This is a genomic window from Rubellimicrobium sp. CFH 75288, from assembly GCF_009904055.1.
Taxonomy (GTDB): Bacteria; Pseudomonadota; Alphaproteobacteria; order Rhodobacterales; family Rhodobacteraceae; genus Rubellimicrobium.
On sequence record NZ_WYDP01000008.1, the window covers coordinates 297,815 to 313,668 of the forward strand.

General features: G+C 70.8%; 12 protein-coding genes. 1 reads left to right on the forward strand and 11 read right to left on the reverse strand.

Annotated features, from left to right (window positions below; genetic code table 11):
* Nucleotides 1-3: 3 nt before the first annotated feature.
* From GT358_RS09910 to GT358_RS09920, 3 genes are all read right to left on the reverse strand, one after another.
* Nucleotides 4-4,788 (reverse strand): host specificity factor TipJ family phage tail protein, encoded by a 4,785-nt coding sequence (locus tag GT358_RS09910; protein WP_166582437.1) that lies wholly within the window; start codon nt 4,786-4,788, stop codon nt 4-6.
* 148 nt (nt 4,789-4,936) lie between these two features.
* Nucleotides 4,937-5,737 (reverse strand): phage regulatory protein/antirepressor Ant, encoded by an 801-nt coding sequence (locus GT358_RS09915; protein ID WP_166582438.1) that lies wholly within the window; start codon nt 5,735-5,737, stop codon nt 4,937-4,939.
* Nucleotides 5,737-6,045 carry a hypothetical protein gene (locus GT358_RS09920; RefSeq protein ID WP_166582439.1) on the reverse strand — a complete coding sequence of 103 codons (309 nt, stop codon included), beginning with the start codon at nt 6,043-6,045 and terminating at the stop codon, nt 5,737-5,739. Before GT358_RS09920 ends, GT358_RS09915 begins: the two co-directional genes overlap by 1 nt.
* A gap of 368 nt (nt 6,046-6,413) precedes the next feature.
* Here GT358_RS09920 and GT358_RS09925 point away from each other — a divergent pair, with 368 nt between their 5' ends.
* Nucleotides 6,414-6,833 carry a hypothetical protein gene (locus GT358_RS09925; RefSeq protein WP_166582440.1) on the forward strand — a complete coding sequence of 140 codons (420 nt, stop codon included), beginning with the start codon at nt 6,414-6,416 and terminating at the stop codon, nt 6,831-6,833.
* Nucleotides 6,834-7,318: 485 nt separating this feature from the next.
* Here GT358_RS09925 and GT358_RS09930 read toward each other — a convergent pair whose 3' ends face one another.
* The 8 genes from GT358_RS09930 to GT358_RS09965 all read right to left on the reverse strand — a co-directional run bounded on the left by GT358_RS09930 (nt 7,319) and on the right by GT358_RS09965 (nt 15,827).
* On the reverse strand, nt 7,319-7,729 hold the full coding sequence (locus tag GT358_RS09930; protein WP_166582441.1) for a C40 family peptidase: 411 nt from the start codon (nt 7,727-7,729) through the stop codon (nt 7,319-7,321).
* The gene (locus tag GT358_RS09935) at nt 7,729-8,199 is read right to left on the reverse strand and encodes a DUF1833 family protein (RefSeq protein ID WP_166582442.1); all 471 of its coding nucleotides are present in this window, start codon (nt 8,197-8,199) and stop codon (nt 7,729-7,731) included. Before GT358_RS09935 ends, GT358_RS09930 begins: the two co-directional genes overlap by 1 nt.
* Nucleotides 8,196-8,549, reverse strand: a complete 354-nt coding sequence (locus tag GT358_RS09940; RefSeq protein ID WP_166582443.1) for a hypothetical protein — start codon at nt 8,547-8,549, stop codon at nt 8,196-8,198. The genes GT358_RS09935 and GT358_RS09940 overlap by 4 nt, the downstream gene beginning before the upstream one ends.
* 4 nt (nt 8,550-8,553) lie before the next feature.
* Nucleotides 8,554-12,972 carry a tape measure protein gene (locus GT358_RS09945; protein ID WP_166582444.1) on the reverse strand — a complete coding sequence of 1,473 codons (4,419 nt, stop codon included), beginning with the start codon at nt 12,970-12,972 and terminating at the stop codon, nt 8,554-8,556.
* A 242-nt stretch (nt 12,973-13,214) separates the two neighbouring features.
* A complete protein-coding gene (locus tag GT358_RS09950) occupies nt 13,215-13,757 on the reverse strand; it encodes a hypothetical protein (RefSeq protein ID WP_166582445.1) in 543 nt (180 codons plus the stop codon).
* Entirely contained in the window at nt 13,754-14,068 is a 315-nt protein-coding gene (locus GT358_RS09955; protein WP_166582446.1) for a hypothetical protein, read from the reverse strand. The genes GT358_RS09950 and GT358_RS09955 overlap by 4 nt, the downstream gene beginning before the upstream one ends.
* Before the next feature lie 47 nt (nt 14,069-14,115).
* On the reverse strand, nt 14,116-14,535 hold the full coding sequence (locus GT358_RS09960) for a hypothetical protein (protein WP_166582447.1): 420 nt from the start codon (nt 14,533-14,535) through the stop codon (nt 14,116-14,118).
* A gap of 71 nt (nt 14,536-14,606) precedes the next feature.
* The gene (locus GT358_RS09965; RefSeq protein WP_166582448.1) at nt 14,607-15,827 is read right to left on the reverse strand and encodes a phage tail tube protein; all 1,221 of its coding nucleotides are present in this window, start codon (nt 15,825-15,827) and stop codon (nt 14,607-14,609) included.
* Nucleotides 15,828-15,854: the final 27 nt, after the last annotated feature.

Here is a 15,854-nt window from a genome sequence, read left to right on the forward strand (position 1 = left end):
GCGCTACCGCTTGAACTGCTGAACCCGGAGATAGCCGGCCCAGGCCCGCAGCACGGGCGAGCCCGTCACGCGCTGGACGCGCAGGTGATAGGTCGCATTCCCCGCGCCCCGGTCGGAATCGGTCCCCATGATCGTCATGCTGGCCTGCCGCCCGCTGGGGCCGGTCACATCGGACGGCGCGCGCAGAAGGGCGCCGCCCCGGAAGATGCCCGCCCGGATCGTCCCCTGCCCGTAGCCGTCGAAGAAGAGGTTGGCGGCGTAGTCCGTCTCGAAGCCGGCCGTGCGGGGGATCGTCACGGAGGCCAGCGTGAGCCAGTCGGTCGTCGAGGAGACATCGCGGGGCGTGCCCGATCCGAAGGCCCGCCGCGCCACCGTGACCGCCTCGCCCCTGATCTTGAGCGTCGTGACCTCCGCATCCGCGATCTTGGCCGCATTGATCGCCGCATCCGCAATCTTGGCTCGGGTGATGATCCCCGTCCCGATCTGCGCCGACAGGGTGATGATTTCGCCTGCGCTGAGATGGTTGGCTTGGATCGAGCCGTCCACGATGAGCTGCGCGGCATTGGCGCGCCGCAGGACCGCGCGGTCGAGGCGGATGGGCGCGGCGCCGGGCGGCAGGCGCAGGCTGGGCGAGGCAAAGCGCGCGCCTGCCGGGGCGACCACCCGATCCGTCCGCAGGTCCCAGGAGGACGACAGCGCGTAGGTGCCCAGGGTCGTCACCGAGATGAGCACGCGGGAGGCGTCGAACCAGGCGACGCGCGGCTGCCAGGCATTGCTGTAGCTCTCGCCGTCCTCCGAGCGCGCCTCCATCTCGATCCAGTAGGTCTCGCCCTCCCGGACCGCCACGAGGCGTGCGTTGACCGACCGGACGGTGACCTGCTGCGATGTGTCGGTCCGCGTGACCACCATCGCCCGGCTGCCCGTCCGGGCGGACGTGGACCAGCCGATCTGTCCCGCCCCCGCGAGCAGGAAAGGCGCTGCATCCCCCTCCTCGAACGCCCATTCGGGCGCGAGGTTCTCCATGTCCACGAGCAGCAGGTTGCCCGCCCGGACGGCATTGGCCGCCAGCTGGTCCGTGCCGATCGCCGCCGCCGCGACCTTGCCCGCCGTCACCGCGTTGGCCGCGATGGCATTGGCTGTGACCGCATTGGCCGCCAGCTTGGGCGTAGTGATGGCGCTGTCGGAGATCTGCGTGCTGGTGATCTGCCCCGTGATGTCCGCCGCCGGCACCACGGCCGTGAAGCCCGCCGTCCCGGCCGGGCTGCCCGTATGGCGGTAGAGCTTGGCATCCGTGGTCAGGAAGACCACGCGACCCGCGAAGTTGCCGGAGGTCGGAAGCGCCGAGACGATCTCCACGGGACGGACCCCGGCCGCGAAGCTGGTCGCGTCGATCAGCCCCTGCACGGCTGCTGTCGTGACCCCGGCGCGCTCCGCGGTGGTCGCCTGCACGCGGGCCGACCAGGCGCCCCTTCGCCCGCTCGTATCGACCGCGCGCACCCAGTAGTGGCGCGTGACCGCATCGCCGAGCGACGCGCGCGCGGCGAACTCCGCCGCCGTGCTCAGCGTCGCCGCCGTGCCGGCGGTCGGCGCGGGCGTGGCCGTCGCCTGCTCGTAGATCTCGTAATGCGAAAGGTCCGGCGCGGGCGAGCGCGCCCATTCGAGCCAGATCAGCCTGATCCCGCCTGTCGCCGTGACCCCCGTCACCTGCGGGGGGGCGGTCGCGGATCGGCCGGGGCGGAAGTCGGCGTCGATATCCTCCTGCGCCGCCCGTCGGGCCTGGCCCACGACCGACATGGCGTCCGGGCTCATCAGCCCCAGCGAGTCGCGGGCCTTGATCCAGAAGGTCGCGGGGGCGTAGCCGGCCATCGGGATGAAGCGCTCGGTCGCGGCGGTTCGCCGAACCTCGATCGTTCCGGTCTCCCAGCTCGCGCCGCGCCGGATCTGGTAGCCCGTCACGTCGATTTCCGGGTTGGCCGACCACCGCAGCCGGACCCCGCCGATGACGGGCTCGGCGGTGAAGTCGGCTACCGGCGCCGGCGGCGTCGTCCGCCCCACCACCACATGGCCCAAGACGACCGCCCAGGGCGAGGCGAGGCCATTGCGGCCGACCAGCCGCGCGCGGATGTCGTAAGCCTCCCCGACCTTGACCGGCGCGATCATGTAGGTCAGGCGCGTCGCGCGCCCGGGCGATCCGGGGGCGTCGATCCACTCGGTCGTCCCGCTCGGCCGCCATTGGACCACGATCCGGCGGATGCTCCGGCGCGTCGCCGGGAAGGGCGAGATGCCCACGGCGATCCGCTCGATCAGCGTGCCGTCCGCCAGGCGCTCCAGCGCGGCCTCGTTCGAGACCACCGTCAGGACGGGCTGGGGCGGGCGCTGCTGGTCGGGCGGGGTGTCGTCGTTGACGTAGCTCGACCAAGGTGGGATCGTGGAGGTCTCCGCCGTATGAATGCCCTCGTGATAGGCGATCAGCGTCAGCCGGGCGCTCATGTCCGGCCCGGGCTCGACGGCCTTGACGATCATCGGCATTGTCTCGCGGGTCGCCTCGCCCACGGTCACGAGATCGCCCACCTGCGGCGCCCCGCCGGTCGTCACGGCGGGCGAAAGCACCAGCGTGTCCGTCTGCGTCGCCGCGCCAATCCCCTGCAGCGTGTAGAGGACGATGGCGCCGGTCGACCGCCGCACGCGCATCGCATAGCTCTTGCCCGGCTGGAGCGGCACGGCGTTGTCGATCGTCACCGAGGTGACATTGCCCCCGGAGGCGACGCGGGAGACGACCCGTCCCGAGCCCACGCCCACAGAGATCACGTCATGGGCGAACTGGACCCGGTCGCCCTTGGTGCAGCGGAGATTCTCCACGTCCTGATGGACGATGTGCTCCTCCGGCCGCAGCTTGCCCACGGCGAGATGGTATCGGCCTTCCCGCCACGCTTGCGTCTGCGAGGTGCAGCCCGGCAGATCGAGAATCTCGAATCGGTCGGCATTGGCCGCCGAATAGCCATCGTCATAGACGATGGTCTCGTCCTCGCGCCACCCGTTCTCGGCGTTGACGAACTGCACCTTGAGCGCGTGGGGCCGGTCGATGAACCGCTTGGTGCCCGAATAGCCCCACGAGTTGCGGGGGGTGATATGCTGGACCGGCGTGGGCTGGATCGTGTCGCGCACGACCGAATGCAGCCCGTCGCGCATCGCATAGCTGGCCCGCCCATGGGCGGCGATCAGCCGGAGCGCCTCGAAGAGGGAGCCCGTGTCGAGCGTGGCGTCAAAGCGCCAGCGCGGCTCCGGGGCATTCGGGGCGGTCGCCGCGCAGGCCGCGGCCCATTCCTCGATGGCGGGAATATCAATCCGGGCATCCGGGATGCGCCGCTTCGTGCCTTGCCGGCGCAGCGCGTCCGCATAGGCCCAGGCGGGGTTGCGTGAGAGCTGCCAGGACCAGCCGGAGCCGACCCGGACCGGCAGCCACGACTCCGCGACGCAGTTGATGGTATCGGGCAGGCCGTTGAACTCGTCCGTCGCCTTGATCAGCAGCGCGATGGTGGCGAGGCCCGGCACGGCGACCGGATACTGGCTGGTGATCGAACGCAGGGCGGTCCATTCGACCCGCTCGGCGTTGCGCTCGGACCCGGGAGAGGTGGTCCGGCGCAGGCGCACCTCCCATTGCCCGGCCTCCGGCAGCTCCCATCGCCCGCCGCGGATCACCGGCGTGGCGCTCTTGGCCTTGAGGCGGATGCGGCCGTTCTGGTCGGTCCCGTCCTCCTCGTCCTGACCGTCCCAGGCGGCGTTGATCCAGGTGGTCGTGCCGACCTTGCGATACTGCACGTCCACGTCGATGGTGCGCTCCTTGCGCCCCCCGTCGCCTTCGATCTCCATCAGCCCGAAGGGGGCGGTCACATCGACCGAAATCTCCGTGGTGTCCGGCTGGGTCGTCCGCTGGTGCCAGACGTTGTGCGCGAGGAGCGTGTTGAAGGTCTCCTCGCGGACCGATTGCGTGAAGAGCTTGTGCGGCGCCTCGGGGAGCTTGCCGGAGGGGATCGTGCCGAACTGCGCGTGGCCGGCCCGCCAGCCTTCGCGGACCTCGACCTTGATGTTCGGAAAGCTGGTGATCGGCGTATCGCCGATACGGATGTCGCTGATCGCCAGCGGCCCCCAGCCGACGCAGAGCAGAACCCGCAGCCACCGCTTGTCGCCGGAGGCTTCCGTGAAGGGGCGCGCCGCCAGGAGGGGATAGATGCGCCGCCGCCCGAAGGTCTGCGGAATGAAGGCGTAAGGCTCGAAGCGGTTGCGCACGCTCGCCTGGAATGCGCGCTGGCCGGGGAAGGTGTCCTGCGGCGGGGGCGGGACGAGGGCCGAGACCGCGAGCGCGCCGAGCAGGGAAATGCCCGCGCCGACCGCGGCCGTGGCGAGGGACGCCATCAGGCCGCCGGCCTTCATCGTGGCGGGAAAGAGCGCCCCCGCGATGCCCGGAGCGAAGGCGGAGGCGGCGACGGAGACCACCAGCATCAGGACGGAGCGCAGGACCCCGCCATCGCCGCCTTGGGGGACGACCGCCACATAGACCTGCCGGCCGGGCTTCGGCCGGACCTGCGCCCAATAGCGCCGGTCGATTTCCGCATCATTGATCCAGACGCGGACGAAGGGGAAGAAGTCGGGCCGGAGGCCGGCCGCCGCCACGATCTGCTCGACCGTCAGTCCCTCGCCCACGGTCACGCGGACCGGCTCGGCCTGGAAGGGGTGCGGGCGAACGGCGACCGTTCGCACAGGAACGGGGAGCGGCGCGAGCGCGTTCATCCCGGACCCCCAAAGAACAAGGGCGGCGCATCCTGCGCCGCCCTCTGATATTCACCTGCCGATGGTGGCAATCTGCCATCATCCAGCCCCGCGGGCAAGGAGGAAGGGGGTGACCAGAAAGGGACGCCCCTCTTGCCAGCGGCGCAGCCTATCCGGCCTGCCGATCCTCGTGGATCAGGTGCAGGCTCGGATTGATGAGCTTGGCGAGGCGGGTCAGGCCCTTCGGCGTCACCCGCACCTGCTCCGTCACCTTCTCCGACCCGTCCGCGCGCAGGACCGTCGTGACCTTGTGCTCCAAGAGCCCGGCGGCGGTGCGGGACTGGTAGCCGAGGTCGGACGCGCCGCCCTGCCTTCTGTAGATCCAGCCGTGCTCCCGAAGCCACTGGAACAAGTCCTTGGGCCGCATCTGGAGCGCCTTGGCGGCGTCGGTGATGCAGAGCGACCCATCGGCCTTGGCGATGCGGTCCAGCGCCTCCTCGGAGGGGAGGAGTTCCTGCACCCGCCGCTCCAGCTTCTCGGCCCGGTCGGCGTAGTTGAGGAGAAGGCCGCGAAGCTGCGCCGGGTCGTTGAGGTCGATGGAGAGGCCGCCCTGCGCGATCCGCCGCACCTCCGCCTCCATCGCGTTGAACGCCTCGATGTAGCGCAACTTCCACTTGAGCGCCTTGGCGCCGGTGAAGCCCATCGCCAAGAGCGTGAAGCCGTCGCGGGTCATGTCGAACATGCGATGCTGCTGCGCGCCGGTCTCGGGGAGGGTGTAGACCCCCTGCGCAAAAGTGCGCAGGGCTAGGTCGGGTTCCTGTTCGACGAGGACGTCGATGGCCCGCATCACGTCGCGGTGGTTTTTTCCGAAGAACGCGGCGACGTCGCGGCTGGTGGCGAACACCTCGCCGTCGCGGACGAAGACGACGGGCTGGCGGTCGGCGGCGACCGGGGTGAGGAAGTCGTCCATCACAGCACCCCCGCGATCTGGCGCGCTTCGGCCACGAGGGCCGCCTGCGCGGTGTTGGCGCTCATGTCGCCGAAGTCGTCCGCGACGAGGATCTTCAAGGCGAAGTCCTCGACGCTCACCGCGCGGAGGCGGGCGACCGTGGCCTCGGCGGCCAGCAGGGCGTCGAACTGCGCCTGGTAGGCCTCCCTCTCCTGCGAGGAGGCCAGCAGCGCCGCGCGCACCGCGCGCCAGCACTCGAAGGCCGCCCGCACCGGCGTGGGCGGGGGATTGGCGCCAAGAGGCGCCGTGGTAAGGTCGGAGGTAGCCATGATCGAACCTCTGGTGTTCGGTTGCGGTTAGGCCGCGTGAGGTGTCGCAAGCACCTTGCGCGGCTGCTTCTTTTATGGGAGCATAAAGACACCATGTCAAGCATTGATGCTCCCAAGAAAAGACGAGGCCGCCCCCCTGCGGATACGGTGGACATTCATGTCCGCCTGCCTCGCACCATCGTGGGTGATCTCGACAGATATCGAGCCGAGCTTCCTGACTCGCCCAACCGCCCGGAGGCGATCCGTCGCCTGATCGCGAACGCCCTCGCCCAACAGGCCACAGGAGCGCCCGACGACAGGGGCGGCGCGTCATCGGAGTAGCGCGAGCCATGCGCTCGTGGCAGCGTGCCGACACGAGGAGGACCCCGATGATCAGAGCGATCCTGACCGCACTCGCCCTGGCGTTCCCAGCCATCGCCGTGGCCGATGCTGCAGACTTCTATCCGAACCTTCCTTCGGCCCAGGCGAGGTATGCGGCCTACGCGGCTAGTCCCGACTGCACCGGCCCGGAACTGGATACGCTGATGGACTTCCTCGAGAACAGGAGGATCTACTCGCGAGCCGAGATGGTCATGGACCAGCTGCAAGGCGGCACGTCCGGCTTGGACGCCGCTACGACCGGCGCACTCGCCGAAATCGCCTTGGCCAAGCTGGCTTGGGAGAAGGAGTGCCCGGATGTCGCCCGAGAACTCCTTCTGGGAGTGATCTACACCTACCAAGGCGAGGCCTTTGGAGCGGTGCGCACGCACGCCACCATCATCATTGACGACATACGTGCCAGCCAGTGAGACCGATGACACCTGATCATGGTTTCGCGCCCCTCCCGAGACCTTGGCGGGGAGGGTGCATTCAGCAGGAAGTGACCCGTGCTTAGAGCACTTGCCAGTGCGCTGACTATGGCCACCTTGGCGTCCTGTGGTCCTTCACCGGACATGGAGTCCATCGGGCTTCAACGTGAATTCACCCTGACTGAGAACTATCAGTCGGTCTTCGCTCGGATGAACGCCAACATGCGGGTCTGCTTCGCGGAGAATGTGGACGGTCAGGTATACCCTGATCTCGGCTATGCCGACATTCGGATCGGGATCATGGCCTTCAACTACATCCCGATCGGGGAGGTTCGGATCGACCGGGTTGGCAGTGACGCTCGCGTAGGCCTGAAGGTTGGTCCGCGCATGGGGTCTTCCACACTCGACTGGCTGGAATATTGGGCCCGGGGCGGTCGGCAGTGCCCCAGCGTGAGCACCGAAGCAGGACCGCCCCCGCCTCTCCCCTAGTTTCTCCGCCACCTGTAGCACCCCACCACCCGCCGCGCCCATCGCGGCCCGTCGAAGCGCTCCACGACCGAGTCGCAGCCCCGCTCGATGTGGAGCATCCATCCGGGCGCCACGATCAGCCCGGCGTGGATTGGCGCCCCCAGGACGCGCAGGAGCAGCCCGTCACCCTCCTCTGCCTCGGCGAGCGGAACCGGGGAGAAGCGGCGGGCATACGCGGTCGCTGCGGCCTCCACGGACCCGGCGGGCAGGCCGGGCACCCAGGCGGGGCCGTCGTATGGGGGAAGGTCGCGCCCGAACTGCTCGGACCAGACGAGCGCGCACAGGCCCCAGCAATCGAGACCCTCGCGCGTTCGCCCGCCCGGCGCGAAGGGCAGGCCGATATAGGGCGCGACCCAGGCAGGAGGCATCAGTGCAGCCCCGGCAGCCTCGCCGGCGTCATCTGGAGGCTCAACGGCTCGCTCAGAAGGTCCTCCACGCGCAGCGCCCCGCGCACGCGCTTCTCGTCCCAATCCACCTCGCGGAGCGAGAGGCCCGGAATGGACACCTCCACGGTGTCGAGGCTTGAGGCCAGCACAACCTCGACCGTGACGGAAAGCGGCCCTTCCAGCTCGCGCAGGGCAAGCAGGACCGACCGATCAGCGTTGTCGATGGCGACCCGCGCCTCGGTCGGGCCGTCCTCGCCCTGCCCCGGAAACTCGATCTCGAAGGGATAGGCCACGAAGGTCATCCCGCGGCTCTGGACCGAGACCGGGTTGTTGACAAAGCGTAGCGGCGCGGGAAGGTCCGGGTGCTCGATTGTCAACAGGCAGAGCCAGACCTGATCGGTCCCGGCCGCGTAAAGGCTGGCCGAGGCGGTGGGCGAGAGCGACCGGCTCACGGCAGCATCTCCAGGCGCAAGGCATAGACGACCATGTCGCCGCTCACCTGCTGGACGGTGGGCAGCGGCTTGCGGAAGCGAAAGGTCGCCGGCGCGCGCGTGCGCGGATGGACCCAGGTAAAGGGCAGCGATCCGCCGGCGCAGGTGGTGGCGAAGAATGTCTCGAAGACCGCCGCCTGCGCCTGCGTCATGGCGATGGAGCCGGAAATGATCCGCGTGGCGGTCGTGAAGCGCCGCCGGACCTTGGCCGGCCCCGCGTCCATGTCGCTTTCGATCAGCTGGTCCTCCAACGGCTCGCGATAGCCGGCTTCGAGGAAGAACTGGGGCAGCGAAGCGGGCCAGGCGGACATCGCATCACCTCCGCGTCAGGGTCGGGAGCGCGCCGTAGCGGCTGCGCATGGCCCCGTCCAGCTCGCCTCGGCGGAGCTGCCGGCGCACCTCGTCGCGCAGCGTGATCTGAAGCACGCGGCTTCCGTCCGGCCCGACCGCCTCCTCCTGCTCGACCGGCAGCGCGTCCGGGGACGAGCGCATGTCGTTGACGATCACGGTCACCCCTCCGCCCTGCGGAGCCTGACGCGCCGCCTCGCCGACCGGCCCTTGCGGCATCGGCCGGGGCGGCTCGAAGCCGCCGACGACCCCGCCCAGGGCGAAGGCGGTCGGGGGCGAGGCGTCCACGAGGATCGACAGATGCCCGCTGGGGTCGCGCGTCAGCGGCGCGAGGGCCGACCGGCCGGCGCCGTCTTGGGCGCGGACGGCGAAGCCCGCCCCGTGGCGCACCAGCGGCATGACCGCCTCCGACCCCGCCTCGCCCATCATCCCGGTCGCGCCGCCGCCCATGTCGAAGATCGTGGGCTGGTCCACGATTTCGTCGCGCCAGGTCGAAAGGCTCGGCACGCCGCCGGCGGCGAAAAGATCCGCCATCGGAATGCCTGCGGGCGCAAGGGGCGAGGGCGTCGCGCCGGGAGTCGCGCCGCCATGGGCAAAGAGGACGGCACCGTGGGCTGCCAGCATGGCCGGCCGGGCCATGGGGCGGAGGGGCGCGCCGCCCCCTGACCCGGAGCCCAGGCCGAGGAAGCCGAGACCGATCCCGCCCCAATCGACATTGCCGAGCCACCGCTCCAGGCCGTTGACCAGCGGCTGGGTGATGAAGGCGCGCTGAATGGCGACCGTGATGTCCGCGAGCAGTCCCTTGAGGATGTCCTCCGCGTCGATCTTGCCCTTCATGATCGCCTGGCGGGTCGCCTGCTCCAGTGCCGATCCCACGCCCTGGGCGGTGGTCGTCCAGATGTTCTCGATCGCCTGCGCGCGCTCGCGCTCGCGCTCCAGCAGGTCGCCTGCCTCCCATTGCGCCTCGATCTCGGCCCGGATCGCGGCGGCGCGCTGGGCGGTCACCTCGCGGCCCGCCTCCTGCTCGCGCCAAATCTCGCGGCGGACGCCCAGCTCGATCTCGTATTCGCGCGTGGGCAGGCCGGCGATGGCGGCCTGGTCGCGCATCTCCTCCGTTTTCTCCTGGAGGATGCGGAGCCCTTCGGCTTCGGCCTGAAGGTCCCGCGCACGCTCGCGCTCGATGACCGCCTGCCGCATCGCCTCCTGCTGGTCGGGCGGCAGGCCGCGCGCGGCCTCCTCCGCCATGGCCGCGACCTCTTGCTGGCGCCGCTCGGCCGGACCAAGCCCGACCCCGGCCAGGATGCGCTCGGCCTCGCGGCGGACATCCTGGATCGAGGCGAGGCCGGCAGCCCGAGCGCGCAGGTCGGCGTTCTGCCCTTCGGTGAGGACGGCCTGGACGGAGAGCGCTTCGGGGGAGGTGCCCGCCGGCACGCCCGACGATCCCGGTCCGAAGGTCAGCGTCGGCGCGTCCGCGCCGCGCATCAGCGCCACCAGCTCCGGTCGCATGGCGCGCCCGCCGCTGCCCCAGGTATGGGCCTGCCCCGGCCCCGGCGGCACCATGTCGATATGCATGTGCGTGCCGCCCATGTATTCGGCGCCGAAGCCGATCCCGAGGGCGCCCGAAGCCGCGGCGGCGCGCGCCACGTCCGCCATGCGCGGATCACGCGCCGTGATCCGACGCCCCTGCGCGTCGTAGATCGCCACATCGGCCGCCAGCCCGGTCCCGTGGCGATTGGAGCCATGCCGGTGCCCCGGATCCTCCTGCCCGGAGGTGACGACCACGCGCGCGCCTGGCCCCACGGCCTGCTCGACCGCATGCGTGACCAGATTGGTGATGGCCGGATCGGGGCGGTTCGGCCGGGCTGGGCCAAGGGCGAAGTCGAGCGTAACGCCGCTTGCCGGGAAAGCGGTCGCCGCCGAAGCAGAGGCGCGCGACGGCGCGGCGCGGCCCGCCTCGAACTGGCGGATGGCCGCCGCAAGGGTCTCGTCCGGGACCCGGCGCAGGCCGTGCCATTCGTCGCGCAGCTGCGCCATCTTGCCTTCGACCGTCGAGGCGCGCCCGAGCCGCTCTGTGAGCAGGTGCATGGCGAAGGCGTCCTGCACCTCGGGCGTGAAGCGGGTCGTGCCCGGCAGGCCCATCTCGCGCTGCACGCGCTCGCGCGTGTCGCCGACGATCTGGTAGCGGCCCACCGGCGTCGCCACGACCCCGCCGTTGCGTTCGGCCACCCATTGCCCGTAGCCGCCGCGGTCGAAGGCCCGCAGCTCGTCGAGCGTCATGGTGGTGACGTCCACCCCGGCGAAGCGCCCGCCGGGGCGGTGCGCGTGCGCGTAGAGCGTCCGGTAGTCGGCCGCGCCCTCCGTGCGGTCGATCAGGCCGAGCAGGGCCGCCCCGCCGCCCCCGAGGGCCATGCCCCCGCCCATGTGGCTCGGGACGGCTCCCGCCCCGCCGCCCTGGATGCGCGCGATCTCGGCCGCCGTCCGCGCGTCGCGCTCGATCTGCGCGATTTCGCCGGGCGACAGCCCCGCAGCGGTGGCCGCCATGACCGCGCTGGAAACCGCCAGGTCGATCTCGGCATTGAGCAGACGCTGCGCCGCGGCGGCGGCGTCCTGCGCCTCCTTCAATGCGCGCAGCCGGTCGATATAGCCGTCCATCGCCCGCTGCGCGGCCGGGGTCAGGTCCTCCCCGAAGGTGCGCATCTGGTAGGCATGCGCCTCCGTGGCGATCTGCGCCTCGCGCTGGGCCTCCGCCCCCTTTCCGATCGCGTCGATCAGCCGCTGCTGGGCGGCGATCTCGATGTCCATGGCCTCCGCGGCCGTGGTCGTCGCCTCGACCCGTCGCCGCAGGACAGCGTTGAGCGCCTCGTTCTGTGTGACCTCCCGCCCCTTGGCGGCGTCCGCGTCGATAAGGCTATTGGCCTCCTCGTAGATCGACGCCGCGCCGCCCGCGCCGAAGAGCGCGCGACCGGCAGTCATCAGGCCGGTCCGGCGGTGGTAGTCGTCGAGCGCGGGCAGCGCGAGCGTGATCTGGTGGGTCAGCGCGGCCACCTGCTCGCGCAGAAGCGGCAGGCGCTGCAGCTCGTCCGGATCATAATCGTCGGGCCGCCTCTCCATCTCGCGGATGGCGTCCTCCAGCGTCTGGCGATTCTCCCGGAGCGTCTTGAGCCGCTGGCCGATCGGATCGAGATCCGTGCTGATCGTTTCGGCGCTCGTGAAAGCCGAGCGCCGGTTGGACTTGGCGGTGATCTCCGCTCGGTCGAACCATCGCCATTGCAGCAGCCGCTCCGCCTCACGGCGGGCGGCAAGCTCGGCCTCCGCATCGTCGTAGAATCCGACCACCGTCCTGTTCGTGCGCAGCCCCTGCGCCTCAGCCGCCCGCTGCTGCGCCTCGAAGTCGAAGCCCGCCCCTGCCGCCTCGGCTGCGGGCGAAGGCGAAAGATCGGTCCGCCCTTCCACGTCCCTCTCGCGCCGCCGGATTGCCTGCGCGTTCGTCTCCGGCTCAAGCGAATCCGCGACGGCCGCCACCATCCGCGCAGTGACGTTCATCACTTCGGTGTAGAACTCGGACGCCTTGAGACGCTCGCCGAGCGTCATCAGCAGGCGGTCCCATTCGTTGGCGACCCGATTGGTCGCGCGCTCGACCGTATCCGGGATGGAAGCGAACTCGCGCTCGATTTCCGGCAGGCGCGAGAGGATCGCGCGCGCGACCTTGTCGCCGGTGAGTTGCCCCTCCGCGCCCATCGCGCGCAGCTGGCCCACGGACACGCCGAGCCCTTGGGCGATCTGCTTGGCCAGCTCGGGCAGGTTTTCCATGATCGAGCGCAGCTCGTCGCCCGACAGGCGCCCCGAGGCCAGCGCCTGGTTCAACTGGAAGAGGCCCGATGCCAGCTCGTGCGGCGTGGCGCCGGAGATCACGCCCAGCTTCTGCGTCGCCTCCACGAAGGCGATCATCTCGTTCGGCGAAAGCCCGATGGACTGGTTGTTGCGGGCCAGACGGAGATAGGACTCCATCGTGGTCCCGAAGTCCGCGCCGTTCTCGACCGCGAGCGCGAAGATGCGCTGGTATTGCCGCGCGGCCGTCTCCTGGCTGCCGTGGATATTCTCAAGCCGGACCTGGTAGAGCCGCGCGGCTTCCTCCGCGCGATAGGTCATCGCCGCCAGCGCCGGATAGGCCCCGGCGACGGTCGTGATGCCCGCCGCGAGCGTCATCATCATGCCCGCCGTGCCGCCCACGGCCATGCCGAGGCCGCGCATGGCGACGGTCGCCCGGCCCAGCCCCCCCTCGATGCCCTGCGGCCCGGACAGCGCGGCGCCGGTCGTCATCAGCATCGCCGTGAGACCGCTCATCCGGCCGCCCAGCTCGTCCACGGAAGTCGTCAGGGCCGCCAAGGCGGCGTTCGCCCCGCCGAGGTCGGGGGCGACCGCCTGGGACGGCCGGGGCGGCTGCGGAGGTGGCGTCGGGGTGGGCTGACCGCCGGCGGGCTCCGCAGGCCGGGCCGGGGAAGCCGCCGGAGACGCGGGCGCGGCGGGGAACGCCGGGGGCGCGGCGGCGATCGCCTCGTTCGGCGATGGCGCCGAGGGCTGCGACGCGGCCGGCTCGCGACCCGAAAGCCCGTCCTCCATGCGACGGGTCAACCCGCCGATCTGCGCCCCGAGCCGGTCGAGAGTGTCGAGCGTGGAGCGCGCCTGCATGGCACCCAGGGGCGAGACCGGCCCCAGGACAGGCAGGGCTGCCCCCCCGAGAGCGGGCGGCGGGGGCGGGACAGGCGCCGGCGCGGGCACGGCGGGGCCGCGCCCGGATGGGGCGGCTGCGGCGAAAGGGACGGCGCGAGCAGCGTCGTGGGCTGGAAGCCCTGCGCCTGCCGGATGAGGTCCAGATGCTGCTTCTCGCGCTCCACCGCGCGCGCAAGGGCGGCTTCCAGAACGGCGACGCGCGCGGCGGCGTCGGTCGAGGCATGCCCCTGCCCGCGGGTCGCCTCGGCCTGCTGATGGGCCGTGGCGACGGCTTCGCGCAGGCGGATGGTCGCCCGGCCCAGCGCCAGCTCCTGCCTGTCGGCGGCGTCCGCCACGGTCAGAAGGGCCGCGGCCAGCGCCTGCGCCTCCGCGCGCGCCTCCGCCAGCACCCGGGTGTCGATCACGAAACCCAGCGGAGCGATCACGCCGTCCATCGTCACCCTTTCCCTTCTTCGGGTCTGGGCTTCCCGGCCGGGATGCGGGAGGCCAGATAGGCGTCGTCAAGCGCCCGAATCGCCTCGGCCTCCCACGGGTCGAGGCGGGTGCGCGTCAGCCGGCACCAAGCGTCGATCTCCGCCCAGCCGAGCGGGTTCGGCCCGAGGTCGCTCGCCGACCGCGCCAGATGCAGCGCCATGAAGGCGTTCCAGATGTGGACCGCCTCCGGCGGCGGCTCCGGCCCTTTCGGGATCGGTTGGCCCCGCGCGCGCGCCGCCGCGGCCTGGTGGTCGGCGAAGCTGCCCCCGCCGGGCACGGGGCGGGTGCGCTCGAAATGCCAGGCGCCGTAGGCGACAAGGCGCGCTACGACGCCTTGGTAAAACGGGTCCGGTCGCCGATGAAGCGATCCGCCTGGTCGCGGATCAGCGGATACCGCCGGTAGATTTCGGCCGCCGCTGCGACCGTGCAGGGAATGGGCTCGCCGTCCGGCGTGCAGACGCCTTCCCAGCCCAGCGTGCAATCGGCGAGGATGGCGATGATCTCCGCCTCCTCCTCCGCGAAGTCGGGCTCCTGCCCCGCCGAGGCGCGCTGGATGCGGCGGCGAAGCTGCGCGCGCGCGGCGGCGCGATAGCGGTCGCTGTCCGGGCCGAGCAGCGTGATGGTGATCGGCCGACCCTGCCGGTCGAGCGCCGGGCGCCCGGCAGGGTCGAGCACGGGCATGGGAACGCCCTGCTCCGAAAGGGTCTTCGTATCAAGTCCGGGAAGATCGAAGTCGAGGTCCATGGGGGGGGCCGTCCGAGGGGAAGGGGCGGCGCGGCCCTCAGACCGCGCCGGAGGGGGCTTGCGGGCCGGCATCAGGCGAAGGAGCGCTGAATGGTCAGCGATCCGCCCTGCTGGACGGTGCCGGTCGGCAGAAGGGCCTGGAAGGGGATCTGGAGCAGCACCGCGCCGTCCGGGCCGACCGTCTTGTTCAGCCCGGTGTATTTGACGCGGGACATGGCGAAGGACAGGAAGCCCTTCGGCTCGGCCCCGGCCGCCTGGCAGACGCAGACAAGGTCGATTTCGCTTTCCTGCTCGAACGCCTGCATCTGCGCCGGGCCGTCCAGCATGGCGGTCACGGAGCCCGTGACGACCATCTTGCCGTAGAAGATTTCGGGGGCGACGTTCGAGCCGATCACGGGGGGTTGCGAGAGGTTGTTCTGGAGGTTGATCTGGAGAGCCGTGACCACGCCCACGTCCACGCCGCCGACCCGCAGCGCGCCGTCCGCGCCGGTGACGGTGCCGCCGACCGACTGCGCGGTCGGGTTGACGAAATAGGGCGCGTTGCCGATCACCCCGCGCTGCCCGAGGAGGTCGAAGGTGATCGTGTCCATCGAGTTGGGGCTGATGTTGATCCGCATGCCGTTGACGCGGATGCCGTGGAACAGCTCGTAAACCCCGGCGTCCTCGAAGGATTGCTCGATGGTGAAGGAGCGCTTCATCGTGCCCATCACCAGCTTGGAGCCGACCACGGCGATGCTCCATCCGGTCGCCTGCTGGGGCGAAACGGTGATCTGCGGCAGGACGTGGAGGTGGTTGTTGCCGACCGACATGACCCGCAGGTTGCGGTTGTTGTTCTCCGGGGCCGTCAGGCCGGTCGCGCGGATGATGTCGCCGTTCTTGAAGCCCTTGGAGATCACGTTTCCGGCCCCGGCGAAGGTGAGGACCGAGCGGCCGGTCGCAATGCCCGTGCCGTTGGTGATCGTCACGCCGGTTGCGAAGTCGGCCGGGGTCAGCGTGGCGCCAGCCTCCCAGGAGCCACGCAGGGCGCCCGCGAGGAGCATGGTCAGCCCTTCGGAGTTGGGCGCGATGGTCATCTCGCGCTCGATCGAGCCGGAGACGGACATCATGCCGTGCCGCAGGTCCCCCACCTGCTGGTCGACCCGCGCCTCGTTGGAGGCGAAGATGTTCTTCTGCAGACCGAGGGTGGTGGAGACGCGGCGAAGCGTGCGCCCGCCGCTCGTGCCCGGGGGCACGCCGAAGGTGGATTCTTCGCGGACCACAATCGTGGCCTGATGGGCGCCTTGCGCGGGCATGGCGGGCCTCCTTGTCGGGGATGGGTG

Excerpts from the sequence above, each read along its gene's own strand:
- GT358_RS09910 (WP_166582437.1), bottom strand. The coding sequence starts at position 4,788 with ATGAACGCGCTCGCGCCGCTCCCCGTTCCTGTGCGAACGGTCGCCGTT.
- GT358_RS09915 (WP_166582438.1), bottom strand. The coding sequence starts at position 5,737 with ATGGACGACTTCCTCACCCCGGTCGCCGCCGACCGCCAGCCCGTCGTC.
- GT358_RS09920 (WP_166582439.1), bottom strand. The coding sequence starts at position 6,045 with ATGGCTACCTCCGACCTTACCACGGCGCCTCTTGGCGCCAATCCCCCG.
- GT358_RS09925 (WP_166582440.1), top strand. The coding sequence starts at position 6,414 with ATGATCAGAGCGATCCTGACCGCACTCGCCCTGGCGTTCCCAGCCATC.
- GT358_RS09930 (WP_166582441.1), bottom strand. The coding sequence starts at position 7,729 with ATGCCTCCTGCCTGGGTCGCGCCCTATATCGGCCTGCCCTTCGCGCCG.
- GT358_RS09940 (WP_166582443.1), bottom strand. The coding sequence starts at position 8,549 with ATGTCCGCCTGGCCCGCTTCGCTGCCCCAGTTCTTCCTCGAAGCCGGC.
- GT358_RS09960 (WP_166582447.1), bottom strand. The coding sequence starts at position 14,535 with ATGGACCTCGACTTCGATCTTCCCGGACTTGATACGAAGACCCTTTCG.
- GT358_RS09965 (WP_166582448.1), bottom strand. The coding sequence starts at position 15,827 with ATGCCCGCGCAAGGCGCCCATCAGGCCACGATTGTGGTCCGCGAAGAA.